Raw genomic sequence first — 20,863 nt, forward strand, 5'->3', positions numbered from 1 at the left:
TTAAATTCTTCTATTGCATCGACCGAAGTCAATACATCTACTCCCTAGAAAGGAGGTGATCCAGCCGCAGGTTCTCCTACGGCTACCTTGTTACGACTTCACCCCAATCATCGATCCCACCTTCGGCCGCTGGCTCCTTACGGTTACCTCACGGACTTCGGGTGTTACCAACTCTCATGGTGTGACGGGCGGTGTGTACAAGGCCCGGGAACGTATTCACCGCGACATGCTGATTCGCGATTACTAGCAACTCCGGCTTCATGTAGGCGAGTTGCAGCCTACAATCCGAACTGGGATGAGTTTTTGAGTTTGGCTCCACCTTGCGGTCTTGCATCTCTTTGTACTCACCATTGTAGCACGTGTGTAGCCCTAGACATAAGGGGCATGATGATTTGACGTCATCCCCACCTTCCTCCCGGTTAACCCGGGCAGTCTCACTAGAGTGCTCAACTTAATGGTAGCAACTAATGATAAGGGTTGCGCTCGTTGCGGGACTTAACCCAACATCTCACGACACGAGCTGACGACAACCATGCACCACCTGTCACCTTGTCCCGAAGGACTTCACTCATCTCTGAGTTATGCAAGGGATGTCAAGTCTAGGTAAGGTTCTTCGCGTTGCTTCGAATTAAACCACATGCTCCGCTGCTTGTGCGGGCCCCCGTCAATTCCTTTGAGTTTTAATCTTGCGATCGTACTCCCCAGGCGGAATACTTAATGTGTTAACGGCGGCACCGAGGTTCGACCCCCGACACCTAGTATTCATCGTTTACGGCGTGGACTACCAGGGTATCTAATCCTGTTTGCTCCCCACGCTTTCATGCCTCAGCGTCAGTTACAGTCCAGTAAGTCGCCTTCGCCACTGGTGTTCTTCCTAATCTCTACGCATTTCACCGCTACACTAGGAATTCCACTTACCTCTCCTGCACTCTAGACACCCAGTTTCAAATGCAGCACCCAAGTTAAGCTCGGGTATTTCACATCTGACTTAAATGTCCGCCTACGCATCCTTTACGCCCAGTAAATCCGGACAACGCTTGCCACCTACGTATTACCGCGGCTGCTGGCACGTAGTTAGCCGTGGCTTCCTCCTCTGGTACCGTCATTATCGTCCCAGAAGACAGAACTTTACAACCCGAAGGCCTTCATCATTCACGCGGCGTTGCTGCGTCAGGGTTTCCCCCATTGCGCAATATTCCCCACTGCTGCCTCCCGTAGGAGTCTGGACCGTGTCTCAGTTCCAATGTGGCCGATCACCCTCTCAGGTCGGCTACGCATCGTTGCCTTGGTGGGCCTTTACCTCACCAACTAGCTAATGCGCCGCGGGTCCATCTCAAAGTGAAATTCCGAAAAATTCCTTTGATGTTAAGATCATGCGATCAAAACATATTATGCGGTATTAATCTCCCTTTCGGGAGGCTATTCCCCTCTTTGAGGCAGGTTACCCACGTGTTACTCACCCGTCCGCCGCTAATTGATCCCGAAGGATCGCATCGCTCGACTTGCATGTGTTAGGCACGCCGCCAGCGTTCGTCCTGAGCCAGGATCAAACTCTCAATTTAAAAGTTTACACTTTTTTAGTTGAAATAATTAATCTGCGCCAACTGTTAAGTTGGTTAGCAAGCTCATTACATACTTTTTAGTCTTACGACTAAAATATTACTTTTACTAAAGTAATTGACTGGTTAAAATAAAATATTATTTCATTTCTTTACCTATTTCTCTGTTTAATTTTCAAAGACCAATTTGCTTTGTCATCATGTGACGACTTCTACTATTTTACTAGGTATATCTTGTTTTGTCAACACTTTTTTAATTTATTAAAATATATTCTCAAATCAATAAATGTTAACCTCTCAAGTCTTACCTTTATCGCTGCTCAAACGCATCAACATGTAGTATTCTATCATAAGATGTCTTATATATAATATCTTTTTAAGTAATTAAAATAAAATAGGTTTCAAATTCTTCAATTTTTAAACCTTCTCTCAATATATCTTATATTGATACACCAGGATAGTTATTTAGCTCAATCTATCTATCACCTAACAAGAAGGCCCCATACATAACGATTTTAACAATTATATATATTAAGTATCCACATTAATAAACCAAAATATACTATTATTAAATATTTTATCTTTGAATATTAATAGTACACATATAATATAACCTATACCTTATTAATACTAAATCGACTTTACGATTTTACTGATAAATAGAAAATAGAGTAATACAACTTTTATTTACTAACAGTTGTATTACTCTATTATAAGTTCGTTATTGCTGTAAATCTTCATTAGCATATTAACATCACATTAATTTTTGAAAAATTATTATAAATATTACTCCCGGCACTCCTAAAAAACCTGAGATTATTGCCGTTACAGCATTAATTGGAATAGTTATTCCTACGAAGTTCGCAAGTAGCAAAAGTAAGACACCAAAAACGCAATTCAATATTAATTTAACTAATATTTTCAGTGGCCAAGAAAAAAGCTTGACCACAATTAGCATACCTACTATACCAATTAAAAAATATAATGCAACGTCCATACCTAACTCCCCCTATTTTAATCTTTGCTTCTATTTATTAATAGCATCTAGATCTTCAATCATATAACTAGCATCTATAGTTACATCTTTTCTTCTAGCCTCTAATAAAAAATATATGTATCTAGCTCTAGATTGATCTTCTCTATAAATTGCATAATCTACAAGTTTAGGGTCATCTACTACTTGAAAATATTCCTTTGAACTTTCCCATTCAAGTTTAGCTTCTTCTAATTGCATAATAATATCTTTCTGCTCCGGTGTATATTTTGTAGTTGACAGTAATATTTCAATTATTTTTTTCCTATTCATAATAAAAAACCTCCTGTTTTATATCTTTTCTCAATTATTGACATAAAACAGGAGTAATATTCTATATTTCTTTTCTTCCTTCTAAGGCTTTAGAAAGAGTTACTTCATCTATATATTCTAAATCGCCGCCAACTGGAATTCCATGTGCGATCCTTGTGACTTTTGCACCTAATGGTTTTAATATTTTAGATATATACATAGCTGTGGCTTCTCCTTCTATATTAGGATTAGTTGCTACTATTACTTCCTCAACTTCTCCATTAATTCTTCTTATAAGTTCTCTTAATTTTATATCTTCAGGACCTCGTCCTGACATTGGCGATATCGTTCCATGAAGAACATGATATACCCCATTAAATTCCCTTACTTTTTCCATAGTCATAATATCTTTAGGATTTTCCACTACACATATAATGCTCTTATCCCTATTAGGATTGGAACAAATTGAACATGGATCTGTATCTGTAAAACTTCCACATACAGAGCAATATTTTATGGTTCCTCTGGCATTTATAAGTGCACCAGCAAACTCATCTACTTCTTCCTTAGGAAGGTTTAGTACAAATAATGCAAGCCTTTGGGCCGTCTTTTTCCCTATTCCAGGAAGTTTAGCGAATTCTTCTATAAGTTTTTCAATTGCTACTGGATAAAAATCCAATTTAGTCACCTCATAACTGTTTTATTAAAACATTCCTGGCATATTCATTCCGCCTGTTAACTTACCCATTTCATTACTTGACTCATCTTCGGCCTTCTTCAATGCTTCATTACAAGCGCTCATAATTAGATCCTCAAGCATTTCAATATCATCTGGATCTACTACTTCTGGTTTTATTTTCACTTCAACAAGTTGCCTTTTCCCGTTAGCTACTGCAGTTACTGCTCCACCACCAGAAGATGCTTCAAATTTCTTATCTCCTAAATCCTTTTGCATATCTTCCATTTGTTTTTGAAATTTTTGAGCTTGTTTCATTAAACTATTCATATTTCCACCCATACCTGGAAATCCGCCTTTTGCCATAATAATTACCTCCTACATATTTGTAATTTAAGTTATTTTTATATTTATCTCCTCTAGATTTTTAACAACTAAAAGTTAAGTATTTATAATCTAAATGGATACATGTTACCAACTTGTTATAGCTTTTCTATATTATTATATACTAATAACTATAATAATTTCCATTAATTAAACAAATATTTTTTATAAGTAATTTAGATTAATTAAAGATTTAATTAATCTAGTATCTATCAGATATTTGTCTAATATTCTATACCTATTCATCTAATATTTCCACAATATCTTCTCCAAATGTCTCTTTTAATATATCCTCTGGTGATTTTTCCTCTTTCTCCTGCGCTTCTATAGTATATTTTATTTTTACTGGTTCTTTTAGTAGCTCTGAGAATATTTCTTCTATTACATTTTTGTTTTCCTCTTTTTCAAGCCTAATTTTATTAAAGGCATATTGCTTTTCATAACCAAGTTCTATTACCCCTCCATTACAAGATACAATTTCTCCTGTCATTAAAGAGGCGTATATAACCATGTGTCTTCGGGTCTTAAACATATCTAAGATATCTTTAAATGATTTTTTCACAATTTCCACTGTTAAATTAGAATTAGCATTATGAATTTGCACTGGTCTTATTTCTGTTTTTTTCTTTACCTTATTTTCTATTTTAGACCCACTGTTTTCATTAGATCTAGTTGTTATGCTTTCACATGCAACAGTTATCTTACCCTGTTTTATTATTTTTTCTAACTTATTTACCCTAGCTAGTAAAACTTCTTTTGATGTATCATATTCAATTTTACACATCTTAATAACTGCAAGCTCTAAATAAATTCTATTTTGTTTACTCCATTTAGCTTGCTGCTCTGCATCCTGAAGTATCTTTATGTTCCTCATGATTTCTTCTATTCTAATAGCGGCCGCCTGCTTCTTTAAAATCTCTATATTTTCACTAGACATATCCAGAATATCATAAGCATTATCACTTACCTTAACCATCAAAAGATTTCTCATATGTGTAGTCATATCTTTTATAAATACATATACATCCTTGCCACTAGAAACTATATCATTTATCCCCTTTATTGAGGTTTCTATATTTCTATCTATTATGCTATCCGAAAGCTTTATAAGACTTTCGTTAGTTACAAGACCTAACATTTCTACAACATTATCATACTCTACACTGCCTTCATTCATTGATATTGCCTGATCTAGAATACTTAGAGCATCTCTCATTGCTCCATCAGAGACCCTTGATATTAATTTCAAACTATTATCCTCTGCAAAAACACCTTGCTCTGTAACTATTTTTCTAAGCCTATCAAATATATCTGAACTTTTTATTCTCTTAAAATCAAATCTTTGACATCTTGACAATATCGTTATTGGCAGTTTTTGAGGATCAGTTGTTGCTAATATAAATATTATGTTACTTGGTGGCTCCTCTAGTGTTTTTAGGAAAGCATTAACTGCCCCTATGGATAACATATGAACCTCATCTATAATGTAGACCTTATACTTAGCCTCTTGTGGTGGATACTGAACATCTTCAATTATATCACGGATGTTATCTACTCCATTATGTGATGCCGCATCAAGTTCTGTAACATCTATTGCTGTTCCTGCATTTATCTTCTTACACATTTCACATTCGTTGCAAGGTTCACCATTATCCGATTTTAAACAATTAACTGCTTTGGCTAATATCTTAGCCGTTGAAGTTTTTCCAGTCCCTCTTGTACCACACAAAAGATATGCATGAGCTATTCGCTCGTTATTTATTTGGTTTTTTAAAGTTATAGTGACATGCTCTTGGCCTACTACATCTCCAAAAGTTCTTGGTCTCCACTCTCTATATAAAGCCATATACGCCACAAATTTCACCTCTTTTAAATAATAGTATTTACTTTATTTTAAATACTTATTAATTTGTAACCTTATTTTAGAATAATTGCACTCACTTATTTACCTAATTATATCATTAATATTGTCTTAATTCATATGAAAAAAAAAGATACCTATAAAGGTATCTTATAATTCTTATGTAAACCGTACACCTCGCTTCGATAAATAAACTATGCGCGATACCTATACAGTTAGCTCAAACCAGGTTGGTCCACGGCACATGAAAGTGTCCACTTACCGCTGCTTCCTTCCGAATCTCACGGGGTTCATGAATTTTCATTGCGTGGGGCCCAGTTCTCAACACCACTTATATAAGTCAGACCACACATTTTATAACCTTGGCGAGGAATTCACCCCTGCTGTAGCGGATTGCAGGTTGAGGGCACCGCTAACTCCCCGGCTAGTACGGAAATATAAACTGGCGGAAAAAGAGGGATTCGAACCCTCGGTAGGGTTTCCCCTACACACGCTTTCCAGGCATGCTCCTTAAACCACTCGGACATCTCTCCATAAAGTATAATTATTTTTGTATACACATGATTAGTGCAACATAAACAATTATACTATTAATAAATAGTAATTTCAATAGCTATTTGTTAATATATTATTAATATCACATTATATAATATTTCACACCTTACTTATATATATACCCTTATTATTAATTATTCTTATTTAAAAACTAAATTAATAATGCGAGTTTCTTTTTCTATAATTTATAACAATAAAAATAATCCATAAAGCAATACCTGATAAGCTTATTAGCTGAGCTATTCTTATACTCCCTAGCATTAAACTATCAGTTCTTAATCCTTCTATAAAAAATCTCCCTAAAGAATATAATCCTATATAAGTGAAAAAGACTGTACCACGCTTTAATGCCTTTGTTAATAAATAAATTAATAATAGACCTACTGCCACATTCCATATTGATTCATAAAGAAAAGTTGGTTGATAATACACTCCATCTATTAACATACCTTTTTGTATGAAATTCGGGAATATACTTATAAATCCCTGAGTAACTGGCCCACCATGAGCTTCACTATTAAAGAAATTTCCCCATCTTCCTATAGCTTGAGCGATAATTATAGATGGCGCTGCCACATCCACAAATTTTAACAAACTCTCTTTTTTATATCTTGTATATATATATGCTGTTATCATCCCAAATATAATCCCACCATGAATAGCTAGCCCACCTTGGCGTATATTAAAGACGCCTATTAAGTTATCTTTATATTGACTAAATTCAAAAATCACATAATAAGCTCTAGCTCCAATAATAGCCATAGGAAAAGATATTAGTACAATATTTAAAAACTCATCATAATCAAGGCTTTTTAACCTACAAGTAAAATTAGCTAATGTAATTCCGACCATCATTCCTATTGCAATAAATATGCCGTACCATCTAATATCTAATCCAAATATATTAAAAGCTATTGGATCCATAATCAATCTCCCCTTTATCATACAGTTTAAATAATTTTTACTTATATATATAATTAATCTTATCCCTATTGTCTCTAACTATGCTAAAAAAGTAAAGATAAATATACATAAATACTTTTTTATATAATTTATAGATGAATTTCTAATTAAACGCAAAATTCACTCCTAGTTGCAAATATAAATATTTGCTTTCTAAGGAGTGAATTTGACTTTATACATTAATTTTAATATAACTTACTTATTTTACTTCTTTTAAAACAACATCCTTCTTTAATATTGAAACCATAACTCCAGTTACTATTGCACCAGCTAGTATTGCTACTATATATCCGCCTAAATTAGTAACTGCATGAGGGATAAATAAGAGAAATATACCACCATGTGGAGCTATTATAGCCGACTTAAATATCATAGATAATGCTCCTGCAACTGCAGCACCTGCCATTGTTGAAGGTATGATTTTAAGTGGATCTGCTACAGCAAATGGTATTGCACCTTCAGTTATAAATGAAGCCCCTAATGCCCAAGCAGCTTTTCCTGATTCCCTTTCTTCTGATGTGAATTTCTTTTTTGCTATTACTGTTGCAAGTGCAATTCCTATTGGAGGAGTCATTCCTGCCGCCATTACTGCTGCCATTATCATAGAAGCATGTCCTGCCACTAAAGTAGATACTCCGAAAGTATATGCTGCTTTATTAAATGGTCCACCCATATCAAAAGCCATCATTAAACCAAGAATAATTCCGAGAAGTCCTGCGTTTGCTCCACTTAAATTAGTTAAGTATTTTGACATTACCATAGTTAAAGCACTTACGGGTTTTCCAATAACATATATCATTACAAGTCCTACTACCATCGTAGATAAAACTGGCAATATTATAACTGGCATTAAACCTTGCAATGATTTTGGTAATTTTATTATTTTCTTTAAGAAAACTACAGTATAACCAGCTATGAACCCTGCTGCCATTGCACCTAGAAATGCAGCACCTACCGTTGCCGCTAGCATACCACCAACCATACCCGGTACAAGGCCAGGTCTATCTGCTATAGAGAATGCTATAAACCCTGCAAGTATTGGATACATAAGTGCCATGGCATTACCGCCACCAATAGTCTTTAAGGCTTCAGCTATAGATCCCGGCACTTTAAATGCATATATTCCAAAAGCAAAAGAAAGTGCAATTAAAATACCTCCCGCTGCTACAAAAGGAATCATATAAGAAACCCCTGTCATAAGGTGCTTATAAAAACCTTTTCTTTCAACCTTTTCTTCTTTTTTTTCGCTCCCTTGTTTTGAAGTGTTTTTATCTTCTAATTTTATGTCTATTGCTTTCTGTATAAGACCCTTTGCATCTTTAATTGCATCTTTTACCCCAACTTCAATTATAGTCTTCCCTTCAAAACGTTCCTTTGAAACATTGGTATCAGCCGCAATTATTACAACTCTTGCTTCTCTTATTTCAGCTTCTGTCAATTGATTCTCTGCTCCTACAGACCCCTGAGTTTCTACTTTAATCTCAATACCCATTTCTTCTCCAGCCATTGAAAGAGCCTCAGCTGCCATATAAGTATGTGCTATTCCTGTTGGACATGAAGTAATTGCTACGAATTTCATAAACATTCCCCCTATTAATTTAATTTTCAAATATTTTTTGAATCATTGTAAAAAATATAGAAAACATATAATGTCTATTTCTCTAATAAAGTAATTATTTCTTCAGGACTACTTGCTTTCATTAAGCTCTCTCTTAGATCCTTATGCATTAATTTTCTTGAAATCTGGCTTAATATCTTTAAATGCTCATCACTTGATTCTTCAGGTACTGCTATTAAAAAGAATATATTAGCTAATTCATCATCCATAGATTGATAATCAATTCCATTAGTACTTCGTCCAAATACTAATGCTGCCTCTTTAACTCCACTACTTTTACCGTGAGGAATTGCTATACCCATTCCTATTCCTGTTGAAAATTCTTTTTCTCTATCTTGTACGGCTTTTACATATTTATCTTTGTCTAGCAACTTTCCATTTTCATCCAATATTGTTGCCATCTCTATAATTACATCCTCTTTTGTTTTGCTAGTAAGTTCAAGTTTAATTAGATTAACATTTAATAATTCAGTTATATTCATTAATAATCACCCTTTCTTATAGATATTTTATAGTAACTTGTTTTTTTAGCTTCTCTATATCAATTAACCTTCCCGTCTGAGTCCCCTCAGTCATTACATTAGCAGCACTGGTTGCACAAGCAAGTTTCATAGTTTCTTCAAAACCATAGTTGTTCTGGGTTCCTACAGCCATTGCCGCAACCATTGAATCTCCAGCCCCGACTGTACTTTTAACTTCTACCTTTAGGCCAACTACCTTTGCGATTTTATCAGTACTTATAACTAATGAACCTTCTGATCCTTGCGAAATTACTACAAATTTAACTCCATACTTTAATATTTTTTTAGCAGTTTGAATAATTTTCTCTTCGTTATCAATGCTAATGCCAAATGCCTTTTCAAGCTCTTCAACATTTGGTTTCACTATATAAGGACCAGCTTTTATTCCCTGCATTAGCATATCGCCATCCGCATCCAATATAACCTTACCGCCCTTATTTTTTATATCTTTAATAATATCACCGTATATGCTACTGCTTGCTCCAATTGGCACACTACCTGAAAGGATTACTAAAGATTCCTCATCACAATATTCCATAATCTTACCTTTTATATTATTGATATCATCTAACGTTACACTAGGACCGTTCTCATTTATATCGGTATGTGTGTTATTAACTTTATCAAATATTTTTATATTAGTCCTAGTTTCTCCATTTACAGATAAAAAATCATTATTAATGTTTGAATCATTTAAATAATCTTTTATTTGATTTCCACTAGTTCCACCTACAAACCCTAACGCTAAGCTTTTATACTTTAATTCCTTAATAACTTTAGATACATTAATTCCTTTTCCCCCAACATCAACTCTTGTGGATGAGATTCTATTGACATTACCAATTTTAAAGTCATCTATTTCAATAGTTTTGTCTATTGCTGGATTTAATGTCACTGTTATTATCATTCACTCACCCCCATAATTATTTTGCTTTCATAATTTTTACGCCCTTTTCTTCAAACTCTTCAATGATGTTGTTGTCTATTTGATTGTCTGTAATTATAATATCAACACTATCTAAATTGACTATTTTCGCAAAGTAGACTGTTCCAAATTTAGTATGATCACATACTACTATAGTTTGATCTGCAATTTTCATCATTTCTCGCTTTGTGTTAGCCTCAATAATATTTGGAGTAGTTAAACCATTACTAATACAAATACCATTAGTTCCTATAAAGACCTTATCTACCCTAAAATTTTTAAGTGCATTATCTGCAACTGGTCCTACCATTGCTCTTGTTTCCCACCTAAGTGTACCTCCAGTAATAATAACTTCAACATCTCTTTTTTTAGCAAGCTCATAGGCTACATCCACAGAATTTGTTAAAACAGTTATATTTTTAGCTGTTATTTGCCTAGCAATGCTAATGGTTGTTGTGCCTGCATCTAGTGCTATTGTATCTCCATCTACTATAATTGATGCTGCAAGCTTTCCAATAGATTCTTTCTCATCATAAAACTTATCTATTTTTTCTGAAAAAGTAGGTTCAAATTTAGTATTCCCATTTAGTACTGCCCCACCATGTACTCTTTTAATCATTTTATCTTCTTCTAGCTCTTGAAGGTCACGTCTAATGGTGACTTCTGACACTTCATATTGCTGAGATAAATCGCACACTTTTACTTTTCCATATTTATTCAAGCTATTTAATATTTTTGATTTTCTTTCTTCAGGAAACATATAATTTATCCTTCCTTTTGTTTTATTTTAATATATTAATGTTCGTTTGTATTTTATTTTTCTTCGTTTGCTTTCACTTGTGTTCATTTTAATATATTATGATAACGTTGTCAATACAAAAAATATTATTATTTATTTTATTTTCAGATTATTTTTTATTATAATTAAAAACACATAAAATATACTAAATATTTGTTTATACACTCTTTCAAAAAAAAATAAAAACGAAACCTATTGGCTTCGTTTTTATTATATAAATACCTAACTTGAAATTACCTTTATTTTAGTTTTCTTTCTCTAATTCTTGTTTTAGAATGTCCTCTATCATAGGTGTACATCTATGACCTCTACATCCACCTGATCCCGCTCCTGTTACTTTTTGAACATCTTCTAATGTTTTTGCACCATTTTTTATAGCCTTTTTTATTGTAGCCTTTGATATAACTTTACATAAGCATATTTTGGTAAGTTTATCTAAGACTTTACTATTTATATTATTTTCCATAATTATTTCTCCTTTAAGCTATCTTTTATCTTTAAAAAAATCAGTTAATAAATTACCACATTCCTCATTATATAACCAATTTATTTCTGTCCAATGATTTAAGTCATCATTTTGAATAACATTAATGACGGAACCACAAGCTCCTACACTAGGATCGAAAATACCTATATATAGTTTGCTTATCCTAGACTGTAATATAGCACCTGCACACATCGGGCATGGTTCTAAAGTTACATACATATCACATCCTGTTAATCTCCAACTATTTAAAACTATGCAAGCTTCTTTTATAGCCAAAACTTCTGCATGGGCAGTGGCATCCTGCATTGTTTCCCTTAAATTATGTGCTCTAGCAATTATTTTATTATCTTTTACTATTACCACACCTACAGGCACTTCATTTAGTAATAATGATCTTTTAGCTTCTTTTAATGCTTCATGAATAAAATATTCTTTCATGTAAACCCCTTATTTTATAAATAATTATTTTTATTCCTTATAGTATACTTCTTAAATAACATATTTTCAATATAACTATATTTACATACATTTTGAGATTATATAATGATAATGATAAATATAAAATTAAAATAATAACAAATAAAAAAAACTAGCAAAGGATTCCTTTGCTAGTTTTCTTGGTGCACACAAGAGGAGTCGAACCTCCGGCCTTCCCCTTAGGAGGGGGACGCTCTATCCAACTGAGCTATGGGTGCATATTTTATTTCTACCTCAATATAATATTACACTTTCATAAATATGTCAACCTATAGTCTGTTAAAAAATGAATTCTAAAAAATGTTGACATACATATTACACTGTTTATCTATTATTAGAATTTTAATCCACTTAATAGTATATAATATACATTATGTACTATTAATTGGAGGTGTTTTAATTGAATAATGATATAAAGAATTTTTTTCTCGCTGGACTAGGTTCTGCAGCATACACTTTTGAAAAGGCTACAAATTTAATAGATGATTTCGTACAAAAGGGTAAGCTTACACTAGATGAGGGTAAATGTTTATCTGAAGAACTAAAACGAACTGTAAAAGAAAAGAAAGAAGAAGAAATCACTTTGACAAAAGATAAGAACACTTTAACAAAAGAAGATATGATTTTACTTCTAAAGGATATGAATTTTGCAACTAAAGAAGATATTGAAAATGTAAATAAAAGATTGGCAAATTTAGAAACAAGTCACTCATAATTTTACAAATTCAAATCTAATAAGAGTCCTGATTTTATATAGGGCTTTTATTTTTAAATACATATCTTAAAGAAAAACTGCTCCTTTTGAAAAGTCATTATATATTACAATAACCGTAAAGTTTCATAAAGAATGTAATTTACCTTGTGAAGCCATTAATATTAAAAGACCCACGGCTATGAGTAGCTGTGAAGGTGCTAATCTAAGTGAGGTATAAAATGAGACGAAGTTCTGTTAATCGATTCAAAAAAATTGTTAAAGTTCTTGGTTCTTATGGCTTTGGATATATTGTAGACTCTAAGTTTAATAAACAAAATAAACTCCCTGAAAATTTAAGAAAAGCCTTTGAAGAACTTGGACCTACTTTTATAAAGATTGGACAAATATTAAGTACTAGGCCAGATTTATTACCGCCTGATTATATAAGTGAGCTTTCGAAACTCCAAGATAGAGTCCCTCCAGAAAGCATCGAGACAGTAAAAAAAGTATTTTTCGATCAATTTTCAATATCAACAACTGACTGCTTTAAAACCTTTGATGAAAAACCTTTAGCCTCTGCATCTATTTCCCAAGTACATAAAGCCACTTTAAAGGATGGTCGCGAAGTAGTTGTAAAGATTCAACGACCTGATATTGCTGAAAAGATGAAAACAGATATTTCTATATTGATTCGCATAGTAAAGTTCACTAAAACAAAATTCGCTGATGCACTAATTGACCCAGAAGAAGCGCTTCACGAGATCCTTTTAACAACTGAACTTGAAGTTGATTTTAACAACGAAGTTAATAATATGGATAAATTTAGAGATTTTAATAAAGATATAACATTCTTATACGTGCCTTATGTTATTCACGATTTATCAAGCACTAGGGTTATAACCATGGAAAGAATTTATGGTTTTAAAGTCGATGATAAAAAAAATCTTTTAATTGGCCATTATGATGTTAATGATTTAGGTAAAAAATTAGCTTTATCTTACCTAAAACAAATCCTACAAGATGGTTTTTTCCACGGCGACCCACATCCTGGAAATATATTTATACGTGAAGGCAAAATTTGTTTTATTGACTTTGGAATTATGGGTAACCTCTCAATCTCCATAAAATCAACACTAAATGATATGATATCGGCTATTGCCCTTAATGACATAAATAAAATGATTTCCGCTCTTTTAACTATAGGAATAAGAAAGGGATATGTCGATAGAAATAAACTCTATGAAGATTTAGATTACCTTATTGTAAATTACCTTTCAACTTCTTTAAATAATATTCAAATTTCTGTTATGCTTTCTGAAATTTTTGATATAGCTAGGCAAAACAATATTCGCCTGCCTCGTGATTTTACACTCTTAATAAGATCCCTTGTAATTTTAGAAGGAGTAATCGCAAGCATAGCTCCCGATATAAAAATAATTGATATAGCTATCCCTTATGTAAAAGCTAATAATAAATTTTCTATATTAACTAATTTAGATTTTAACACTTTACTTATCCATTCATATTCATTTATGAAAGATTCATTTAGACTTCCCTCAAAAATTATAGAATTATCTGACAGTTTAATAAGTGGAAGGGCTAAACTTCAACTTGAACACAAAAATTTAAGTACTCCTATAAGCGAGTTAAACAAAGGTATAAATAGATTGGTTTCTGCTCTTATTATTTCTTCTACGATTATAGGATCTTCGACAGTTTTAAATTCTAATATAGGTCCTAAAATATACAATGTAACAATTATTGGTATAACTGGTTTTTTAACCGCAGCCTTCATGGGCTTTTGGTTATTAATTTCTATAATAAAATCTGGTAAATTATAATAACAAACTATAATCCTATTAAAATCGAGGTGTTTTTATGATTAAATATTACAATAGAAAACAAAATAAATATGAGATCGAAAAAGTAGCTGGTGAAAAATATTTAAATTGGTCTTATTCCTCTCCTTCCGGCAAAGGGCTAGTTGAATTACTACTTAAGAAAAAACTTTTTTCAAAATTATACGGTTATTATTGCGATACAAAAATGAGTTCTAAAAAAATCAAGAATTTTATCAAGGTACTTGATATTGATATGTCTATGTATTCTAAGAATTATAATGAATACCCATCTTTTAATGAGTTTTTTATAAGGTCATTAAAACCAGGTGCCCGAATAATCGATAAAAATGATAATATTTTAATATCACCTTGTGATGGAAAAATATCTGCTTATGAAAATATTAACTTAAATAAAATAGTTCAAATTAAAGGTTTTACATATTCACTTAAAGAACTACTACAAGATGATAAAATATACAATTTATACAATGAAGCTACATGCTTAATCTTTAGATTGTGTCCAACCGATTATCATAGATTTCATTTTATTGACAATGGAGTTTGCGGAGGTACTACTAAAATTAAAGGTCATTATTATTCTGTAAATCCCGTTGCTCTAAAAAATATAAATAAATTATTTTGTCAAAATAAAAGAGAATGGAGTGTCTTTCACTCAGATAATTTTGGAGATACTATTTATATGGAAGTCGGTGCAACATGTGTAGGTACAATTATTCAAAGTTACAGCGAGGATTCAAGAGTTATAAAAGGAGATGAGAAAGGGTATTTTAAATTTGGTGGCTCCACGGTAATTATACTATTTAAGAAAAACGCTGTAAAAATTGACGATAATTTGTTACTTCAAACACAATTAGGTTTTGAAACCGCTGTATTAATGGGCGAAAAAATAGGACTGAAATAATCTTTCAGTCCTATTTTTATTACATTTTAAATTTTGAGATTATATTTCTTAATTTTTCTGCACTAATTTTATTACCACCAGTAGTGTTTTTTATTGCTTCCGTTTCATTTACAATATCGATGCTCTTATCTGATATCTTAAATATACCTTCTACACTTTCATTAACAGTACCCGCTACCTGATCTATTGCAATTGAAATTCCATTTATTGATTCATTTAAATGTTTCGCTGTTTCATCAAATTCTTTCATGAATTTATTGAAATTCTCTGCATCATCTGTATATTCTTTACCTGTGCCCATAATAATTTCATAATTCAAAGAAACCTCTTCATCCATAAAATTCAACATTTTAAGCGAACTAGCAGATAGATTTTTTACAGAATCACTTACCACTTTAACTACATTTTGAATATTAGCTGCTGTATCTCCGGATTGCTCTGCTAGCTTTCTAACCTCATCTGCCACTACAGCAAATCCTCTTCCTGCTTCTCCAGCCCTAGCAGCTTCAATAGCTGCATTTAGAGCTAATAAATTAGTTTGGCTAGTTATATGAAGTATTGATGTTGCCAGTCCATGTATTTCTTCAACTGCTTTCGAATCATTTATTGCGGCTTCTAACTTGTTTTTTATATTACCATATATTTTATCCGTTTCTTCCTTAGAGCCAGTTGTGCCCATTGTAATTCCCATTGCTTTTTGAACAATGTTTTGAGCTATGCTTGTTCCTTCTGACGCCTTCTTGGCTATTATACTAACCATATTTTTCATTTCTCCTGAAGAAGTTGAAATTTCTTGTGCTGTCGCCGCAGTTTCTTCCATTCCAGCTGATAATGTTTTGGTTTCACTAGAACTTTCTTCTGCCTTATTTTTTAGTGTATTCGCAAGTTCTTCAACAGAATGTTCATTATTACTTATATTTTCTGATGCTTCTGTTAAATCCTTTACAACATCTTTTAATGTCTTTCTCATATTAACTATAGTCCTAGCTATATCTCCGAACTCATCATTTATTAAAGTTAATTTTTCTATATCCTCGTCATCACTTAAATCCAATTTAGAGGTTTTATCAATTAATATCGTTACCTTTGTTAATGGTTTTATTAATAACCTTGATAAAACTATACCTATTAATATAGAAATTATAATTACTATTATTGATATTATATAAACTCCATTCGCCAATTGATCCACTGCTTGTCTTATCCCATCTTGATTTGATATTATTTGTGATGACTTTATATATGTAAAAATAGAAATTGTCATCATAGATATAGCTATTAATATTCCGAAAAATAAAGGTATTTTTTTCCTTATAGACATACCCCTTTTATTACCTTCGCTTTCCTGTTTTTCTACAACATCCGAATGTTTAACACTCATTATGTCCCTCCTCATTTATGTTTAATTATACTTTAAAAATATTCTTGAATACATATTAACATATAATTCATACTTTGTAATATACTTTCTGATGCTTTGTTAAATATATACTATAATATCTTTATCGAGTATTTGTTATTACTACTTAAGGTCTTTAGGTTATTTTATCTAAGATAAAAATACCCTGTGGGATAGATATTTAAAAAAATCTATTCCACAGGGTACATATTATAGTTTAGGTACATTTTTTATTTAATTGTAAATTCTATCTTCTTTTTGTTCCGCCTCTTCCTCCCATACTGCATTTGGGCCTCTTAAATAAGACATAAATGCAGCTAGTAAACTAAAAACGAAACAGAGTGTAAATGCTGTTCGAAGGCCTGTAATAAATTGTCCAGTAGCAATTCCTTGACCACCTACTTGTGATCCAATGAAAAGTGCTTGCATAGCATCAGGTGATATACTAGATGATATAATCGCCATGCAAATTGCAATACTGAGTACCATTCCAGCATTAGTTAGCATTGTACGAAGCCCAGCGGCTATGCCTCTCTTATCTGCAGGTACACCTCCCATTATTGCACTTGTGTTTGGTGCAAAGAACATCCCTGATCCAAACCCCATAATCGACATCCATATAACAAGTTCAACAATAGGTGTATCAGGCTTTATAACCATAAGCCCTGCAAGTCCTACAGCGGAAATAAGAAGTCCTACTGAGCTTAAAATCCTTACGCCATATTTATCTGATAACCACCCACTAAATGGTGACACAATCATCATAGCTATTGCGAATGGTGATAAAAGTATCCCAGCGAGCATTGGATCTACTCCTTTTACTCCTTGTAAGTAAAATATTAATAAAAATGTTACTGCTCCTCTTGCAACGCCATTTAGAAAATTAGCTGCAAATGCAAAGGCAAGTACTCTAGTTTTAAGTAACCTTAAATCAAGCATAGGAGCTTCAACTGTATTTTCTATTTTAACAAACAATGTTAAAAGAATAATTGCCACTAAAAATAATGTTAATACATAAATATTAAACCATCCACTAAAACCACCTAAAGTTAATGCTGTTAGTAGTGCAAGCATCCCTGCGGAAAAAGCAACTGTACCATTTATATCAAACTTTTGTTTTTCAAAAGTTACTTTTGTCTCTTTAAGTTTAAAAGCTGCCCAAAGTGTTCCAATAATACCTATTGGGATGTTAATATAAAAAATACTTCTCCAACTAATACTTATAAGAAAGCCTCCAAGGATAGGTCCAGCAACTGATGCCACACATATTATCATGCTGTTTATTCCAAGTGCCTTTCCAAGTTCTCTTTTAGGGAAAGCATCTGCAACTATTGCAGTACTATTTGCCACCATTAGAGCTCCTCCAACTGCTTGAATCATTCTAAATACTAAGAGTTGAAGTCCCGTTTGAGAGATTGAACATAAAATCGATGTTAAGGTAAAAACTGCGAATCCACTGACATAAAGTTTTTTCCTGCCCACCATATCTGCCATCCTTCCAATTGAAGGAACCAATATTGTCATTACGAGCATATATCCCATAATAGTCCAAGTAACTATACTCATATTTGTGTGCAAATCTTTCATAATAGATGGAAGTGCTATAAGCAATGTACTCCCACTAAGAACTGAAAATAGAGCCCCTAGTGTAGTACATGATAGTGCTGTCCATTTGTAGTTGATTTTTTCCATTAAATTATTCCTCCTGTTTTGTTCGATGAAATTCTTCAAGCTTTACTTGCGCTATTTTAAATTTTTCTTTAGATTTACCAAGTGAAAGCTCTTTTTTTTCGATTGATATTATTTGTTTTTTAATAAGGTTTATAGATTTATTTATCATAATATCATCTTTTAAGTTTTCTTTGAAAATTCGTTTAAAGTCTTTTTCTAAATCCAGAATAACTTTAACATCATTTAAGCAGAATCCTAGACCTTCTCTTAACTCCTTTATTCTATTAATATTCTCAATGTCTTCTTCGCTGTATAATCTATAAGAGGCATCTGTTCTTTTAGGGATTATAAGTTCCAATTCTTCATAATATCTTAAAGTTCTTTTCGTAAGTCCAGTAATAGTCGCAACTTCTTCGATTTTATAATATTTTGTATCCATAATTCACCCCCGATGAAATATATTACGCTACTATAACCTTCACGTCAAGGATATAGTTCTATATTAAAACCTTTACTTATGAATTTTCAAAAAATAATTAAACCCAGTAACTATTGCAGTTACTGGGTCCTTAGTTTTCTAGTGTTTTTTTAGATTTCTTATTAATCTACATTCCCATTATCAATCTATCTTCACCTAATATATGATCTATAAGCCAGTTAAAGATAACCGCTAGCAAATCTTCTATAGCTTCCTGTTGGTCTTTGTCGATATCAACTAACCGCATTTTATGTATTTTATTAATAAATTCAGTGTGCTCTCTCTTTTGATTTTCATATCCAGAATAATTGATTTTAAGCATATATTCTTCTTCACACTTAAAATGATATATAGTATACCTTTCTAAATCTTCTATTATTAAAGTTATATCATCATATTTATCAACCTTTAATCCATTTTCTAATAATAAATAAGCTTGATTCCCTATATCAAACAAATGTTTATGTTGAACATCAATTATTTCCATTCCAATTGAAAAATTATCCTTCCAAACTAACATATTCAATTCCCCCCAGACATAATTTACAGCCATTTAAATTGAATTTATAAAAATCTTCGCTGCTAATTAAATTTTACTATATTCTAAAAATCGAATATGTATTTATAATATATGATATATTAAGCATAACTGTCAACATAAAACTATATTAGCAAAAATGGAACAGCAAAATAAAATTAATTTGATTATACTATAATTAACACATGGTTGAAGGAGTGATTCCAAGTGAAATATAAAAATGCTATTTTTATGTGTATTGAATATATCGAAGAAAATATTAAAGAAGAATTGACAATAGAACTTCTAGCTAATGAAGTTGGATATTCTGTATATCATTTTTCACGAATTTTTACAGAGCAGATGGGAATGTCGCTCATGGAATATGTTAGGGAACGTCGGCTTATTTGTGCATCAAAATATATATTCGCAGGTAAGAAGATACTTGATGTTTCAATAGAATTTGGCTTCAAGACACATAGTGGATTTTCCAAAGCATTTAAGAAAAAATTTGGTTTTACTCCAACTCAACATGTGATTTATGCTATTCATATGTCAAACCATATGTTTAACGAAAAAGGAGATAGATATGTTATGATTGATAATTCAACAAAACCTGTAAAAAATATACAATCAGATAATGCAAACCCATTTTTGAAATCATCTGTTGACTTTACTAAACCAGAGGAATTGTATAGGGACTTGGCTTATAGTTTTAAAAAGAATCATTCTTCTGATGACTTAATCATGGTGGAAAAGGCATATCATTTAGCTTACAAAGCCCATGATGGTCAGTATCGCAAATCTGGTGAACCATATATCATCCATCCACTCTGTGTTGCCCTTATACTGTCAGAAATGGAATCGGACACTGAAACTATTATAGCTGGCCTGTTTCATGATATTGTATCAGAAGGAACATTAGTGACAATAAATCAACTTACAAATGAATTTTCCAATGAAATAGCTCAATTAGTAGACGAAGTTACCAAATTCAAAAAAATTAGTTGGGATTTAATAAATAAAGATGACAATAAAGTAGACCATCGCGTCATCTTAATTAAGTTTGCAGACCGTCTTCACAATATGCGAACTCTCAAGTATATGCAACCTGAAAAATGGATGGACAAGGCAAAAGAGACAATAGATATTTTTTCACCTATTGCTGCTCACCTTGGTATTTCTAAAATAAAGACAGAACTTGATGATTTATCACTTAAGTACCTATAAG

General features: G+C 32.2%; 20 protein-coding genes, 2 tRNA genes, 1 rRNA gene and 1 other RNA gene. 4 read left to right on the plus strand and 20 right to left on the minus strand.

What is annotated here, in order from left to right:
• Positions 1-48: 48 nt before the first annotated feature.
• From LL038_RS19190 to LL038_RS19265, 16 genes are all read right to left on the minus strand, one after another.
• Positions 49-1,562, minus strand: a 16S ribosomal RNA gene (locus LL038_RS19190).
• A 751-nt stretch (positions 1,563-2,313) separates the two neighbouring features.
• A complete protein-coding gene (locus tag LL038_RS19195; RefSeq protein ID WP_216126529.1) occupies positions 2,314-2,556 on the minus strand; it encodes a pro-sigmaK processing inhibitor BofA family protein in 243 nt (80 codons plus the stop codon).
• 30 nt (positions 2,557-2,586) lie between these two features.
• Positions 2,587-2,865 carry a DUF2508 family protein gene (locus LL038_RS19200; protein WP_216126532.1) on the minus strand — a complete coding sequence of 93 codons (279 nt, stop codon included), beginning with the start codon at positions 2,863-2,865 and terminating at the stop codon, positions 2,587-2,589.
• 61 nt (positions 2,866-2,926) lie between these two features.
• A complete protein-coding gene (gene recR / locus LL038_RS19205; protein WP_152749536.1) occupies positions 2,927-3,523 on the minus strand; it encodes a recombination mediator RecR in 597 nt (198 codons plus the stop codon).
• Positions 3,524-3,547: 24 nt separating this feature from the next.
• A complete protein-coding gene (locus tag LL038_RS19210; RefSeq protein ID WP_216126535.1) occupies positions 3,548-3,886 on the minus strand; it encodes a YbaB/EbfC family nucleoid-associated protein in 339 nt (112 codons plus the stop codon).
• Between the two features lie 256 nt (positions 3,887-4,142).
• Positions 4,143-5,759 carry a DNA polymerase III subunit gamma/tau gene (dnaX, locus tag LL038_RS19215; protein WP_216126538.1) on the minus strand — a complete coding sequence of 539 codons (1,617 nt, stop codon included), beginning with the start codon at positions 5,757-5,759 and terminating at the stop codon, positions 4,143-4,145.
• A 174-nt stretch (positions 5,760-5,933) separates the two neighbouring features.
• Positions 5,934-6,198, minus strand: an RNA gene (ffs, locus tag LL038_RS19220) — signal recognition particle sRNA large type.
• Positions 6,199-6,208: 10 nt separating this feature from the next.
• A tRNA-Ser gene (locus LL038_RS19225) sits at positions 6,209-6,298 on the minus strand.
• Between the two features lie 178 nt (positions 6,299-6,476).
• The gene (gene lgt / locus LL038_RS19230; protein ID WP_216126540.1) at positions 6,477-7,244 is read right to left on the minus strand and encodes a prolipoprotein diacylglyceryl transferase; all 768 of its coding nucleotides are present in this window, start codon (positions 7,242-7,244) and stop codon (positions 6,477-6,479) included.
• Positions 7,245-7,482: 238 nt separating this feature from the next.
• The gene (locus LL038_RS19235) at positions 7,483-8,862 is read right to left on the minus strand and encodes a PTS fructose transporter subunit IIC (protein ID WP_216126542.1); all 1,380 of its coding nucleotides are present in this window, start codon (positions 8,860-8,862) and stop codon (positions 7,483-7,485) included.
• 74 nt (positions 8,863-8,936) lie between these two features.
• Positions 8,937-9,383 (minus strand): PTS sugar transporter subunit IIA, encoded by a 447-nt coding sequence (locus LL038_RS19240; protein ID WP_216126544.1) that lies wholly within the window; start codon positions 9,381-9,383, stop codon positions 8,937-8,939.
• 16 nt (positions 9,384-9,399) lie between these two features.
• A complete protein-coding gene (gene pfkB, locus LL038_RS19245) occupies positions 9,400-10,329 on the minus strand; it encodes a 1-phosphofructokinase (RefSeq protein ID WP_216126545.1) in 930 nt (309 codons plus the stop codon).
• A 16-nt stretch (positions 10,330-10,345) separates the two neighbouring features.
• On the minus strand, positions 10,346-11,107 hold the full coding sequence (locus LL038_RS19250; RefSeq protein WP_216126549.1) for a DeoR/GlpR family DNA-binding transcription regulator: 762 nt from the start codon (positions 11,105-11,107) through the stop codon (positions 10,346-10,348).
• A 283-nt stretch (positions 11,108-11,390) separates the two neighbouring features.
• Positions 11,391-11,612, minus strand: a complete 222-nt coding sequence (locus LL038_RS19255) for a (2Fe-2S)-binding protein (RefSeq protein WP_216108666.1) — start codon at positions 11,610-11,612, stop codon at positions 11,391-11,393.
• An 18-nt stretch (positions 11,613-11,630) separates the two neighbouring features.
• Positions 11,631-12,071, minus strand: a complete 441-nt coding sequence (locus LL038_RS19260) for a nucleoside deaminase (RefSeq protein ID WP_216126552.1) — start codon at positions 12,069-12,071, stop codon at positions 11,631-11,633.
• A gap of 180 nt (positions 12,072-12,251) precedes the next feature.
• Positions 12,252-12,328: transfer RNA gene (locus tag LL038_RS19265), tRNA-Arg, on the minus strand.
• Between the two features lie 182 nt (positions 12,329-12,510).
• Between LL038_RS19265 and LL038_RS19270 the strand changes: the two genes are divergently transcribed.
• The 3 genes from LL038_RS19270 (at position 12,511) to LL038_RS19280 (ending at position 15,567) form a co-directional block, all read left to right on the plus strand.
• Positions 12,511-12,825, plus strand: coding sequence for a phasin family protein (locus tag LL038_RS19270; protein WP_216126553.1), 315 nt, complete (start codon positions 12,511-12,513; stop codon positions 12,823-12,825).
• Between the two features lie 218 nt (positions 12,826-13,043).
• Positions 13,044-14,645 carry an ABC1 kinase family protein gene (locus tag LL038_RS19275; RefSeq protein ID WP_216126557.1) on the plus strand — a complete coding sequence of 534 codons (1,602 nt, stop codon included), beginning with the start codon at positions 13,044-13,046 and terminating at the stop codon, positions 14,643-14,645.
• 37 nt (positions 14,646-14,682) lie between these two features.
• Positions 14,683-15,567: a phosphatidylserine decarboxylase gene (locus LL038_RS19280; protein WP_216126560.1), complete on the plus strand. Its 885-nt coding sequence runs from the start codon at positions 14,683-14,685 to the stop codon at positions 15,565-15,567.
• Between the two features lie 19 nt (positions 15,568-15,586).
• Here the strand turns inward: LL038_RS19280 and LL038_RS19285 are convergent, their stop codons facing one another.
• The 4 genes from LL038_RS19285 to LL038_RS19300 form a co-directional block, all read right to left on the minus strand.
• Positions 15,587-16,948: a methyl-accepting chemotaxis protein gene (locus LL038_RS19285; protein ID WP_216126562.1), complete on the minus strand. Its 1,362-nt coding sequence runs from the start codon at positions 16,946-16,948 to the stop codon at positions 15,587-15,589.
• 252 nt (positions 16,949-17,200) lie between these two features.
• Complete coding sequence (locus LL038_RS19290) at positions 17,201-18,658, minus strand: MFS transporter (protein ID WP_216126564.1); 1,458 nt, start codon at positions 18,656-18,658, stop codon at positions 17,201-17,203.
• 4 nt (positions 18,659-18,662) lie between these two features.
• Positions 18,663-19,076, minus strand: coding sequence for a MerR family transcriptional regulator (locus LL038_RS19295; protein WP_216126566.1), 414 nt, complete (start codon positions 19,074-19,076; stop codon positions 18,663-18,665).
• 166 nt (positions 19,077-19,242) lie between these two features.
• Positions 19,243-19,635 carry a bacteriohemerythrin gene (locus tag LL038_RS19300; protein WP_216126568.1) on the minus strand — a complete coding sequence of 131 codons (393 nt, stop codon included), beginning with the start codon at positions 19,633-19,635 and terminating at the stop codon, positions 19,243-19,245.
• Positions 19,636-19,860: 225 nt separating this feature from the next.
• Here LL038_RS19300 and LL038_RS19305 point away from each other — a divergent pair, with 225 nt between their 5' ends.
• Complete coding sequence (locus tag LL038_RS19305; protein WP_268055917.1) at positions 19,861-20,862, plus strand: HD domain-containing protein; 1,002 nt, start codon at positions 19,861-19,863, stop codon at positions 20,860-20,862.
• Position 20,863: the final 1 nt, after the last annotated feature.

The organism is Clostridium estertheticum (genome assembly GCF_026650985.1).
GTDB classification, from domain to species: Bacteria; Bacillota; Clostridia; order Clostridiales; family Clostridiaceae; genus Clostridium_AD; species Clostridium_AD estertheticum_C.

Excerpts from the sequence above, each read along its gene's own strand:
- LL038_RS19250 (WP_216126549.1), bottom strand. The coding sequence starts at position 11,107 with ATGTTTCCTGAAGAAAGAAAATCAAAAATATTAAATAGCTTGAATAAA.
- LL038_RS19255 (WP_216108666.1), bottom strand. The coding sequence starts at position 11,612 with ATGGAAAATAATATAAATAGTAAAGTCTTAGATAAACTTACCAAAATA.
- lgt (WP_216126540.1), bottom strand. The coding sequence starts at position 7,244 with ATGGATCCAATAGCTTTTAATATATTTGGATTAGATATTAGATGGTAC.
- LL038_RS19300 (WP_216126568.1), bottom strand. The coding sequence starts at position 19,635 with ATGTTAGTTTGGAAGGATAATTTTTCAATTGGAATGGAAATAATTGAT.
- pfkB (WP_216126545.1), bottom strand. The coding sequence starts at position 10,329 with ATGATAATAACAGTGACATTAAATCCAGCAATAGACAAAACTATTGAA.
- LL038_RS19235 (WP_216126542.1), bottom strand. The coding sequence starts at position 8,862 with ATGAAATTCGTAGCAATTACTTCATGTCCAACAGGAATAGCACATACT.
- LL038_RS19195 (WP_216126529.1), bottom strand. The coding sequence starts at position 2,556 with ATGGACGTTGCATTATATTTTTTAATTGGTATAGTAGGTATGCTAATT.
- LL038_RS19295 (WP_216126566.1), bottom strand. The coding sequence starts at position 19,076 with ATGGATACAAAATATTATAAAATCGAAGAAGTTGCGACTATTACTGGA.
- LL038_RS19290 (WP_216126564.1), bottom strand. The coding sequence starts at position 18,658 with ATGGAAAAAATCAACTACAAATGGACAGCACTATCATGTACTACACTA.
- LL038_RS19210 (WP_216126535.1), bottom strand. The coding sequence starts at position 3,886 with ATGGCAAAAGGCGGATTTCCAGGTATGGGTGGAAATATGAATAGTTTA.
- LL038_RS19285 (WP_216126562.1), bottom strand. The coding sequence starts at position 16,948 with ATGAGTGTTAAACATTCGGATGTTGTAGAAAAACAGGAAAGCGAAGGT.
- LL038_RS19260 (WP_216126552.1), bottom strand. The coding sequence starts at position 12,071 with ATGAAAGAATATTTTATTCATGAAGCATTAAAAGAAGCTAAAAGATCA.
- LL038_RS19240 (WP_216126544.1), bottom strand. The coding sequence starts at position 9,383 with ATGAATATAACTGAATTATTAAATGTTAATCTAATTAAACTTGAACTT.
- LL038_RS19275 (WP_216126557.1), top strand. The coding sequence starts at position 13,044 with ATGAGACGAAGTTCTGTTAATCGATTCAAAAAAATTGTTAAAGTTCTT.
- LL038_RS19280 (WP_216126560.1), top strand. The coding sequence starts at position 14,683 with ATGATTAAATATTACAATAGAAAACAAAATAAATATGAGATCGAAAAA.
- LL038_RS19200 (WP_216126532.1), bottom strand. The coding sequence starts at position 2,865 with ATGAATAGGAAAAAAATAATTGAAATATTACTGTCAACTACAAAATAT.